The organism is Pseudomonas sp. DE0010 (assembly GCF_007680745.1).
Classification (GTDB): domain Bacteria; phylum Pseudomonadota; class Gammaproteobacteria; order Pseudomonadales; family Pseudomonadaceae; genus Aquipseudomonas; species Aquipseudomonas parafulva_B.
This window is the reverse complement of record NZ_VEJQ01000069.1, coordinates 1-400: the sequence shown is the minus strand read 5'-3', so window position 1 is coordinate 400 and position 400 is coordinate 1. Positions and strand designations below refer to the sequence as shown.

The window sequence follows — 400 nt, the reverse complement described above, 5'->3', positions numbered from 1 at the left end:
AGATCAGCCGCTTGGCGCAGCCGGCACCGATCAGCAGGTCGTAGACCAGATCGGGGGTCATGCGCACCAGGGTCAGGTCGCGCCGATTCTGGCGGATCAGCTCGTGGGCGGCGGCGGTCGGAATGAGATGGGTGAAGCCTTCGAGGGCGACGGTCTCGCCATCGTGGACGAAGCGCTGGATGGCTTCGCTCAGGGACAGGATCTGGGCCATGGATTGTCGACTCGCGTCTTTGTTGTCGGCGCCGCCCGGTGCGGCGGTCTGGGGTCAGACTACAAAGCCCCATCGGCGCAAACAATCCGATAATCGACTAACAGTTCGATTATCGAACAGCATCGTTCCGCAAGCGGGCGACCGCTTCGCTGCGCAACGCGACGTCGCAACGGCTACACTGCCCTGCCC

The 400-nt window shown here is 63.8% G+C and carries 1 protein-coding gene; it reads right to left on the bottom strand.

Annotated elements, in window-relative coordinates; all coding sequences use genetic code 11:
* The coding region (locus tag FS767_RS21660) for a CoA-transferase (RefSeq protein ID WP_305986757.1) at positions 1-211 on the bottom strand (211 nt) is incomplete at its 3' end.
* Between the last annotated feature and the right edge of the window lie 189 nt (positions 212-400).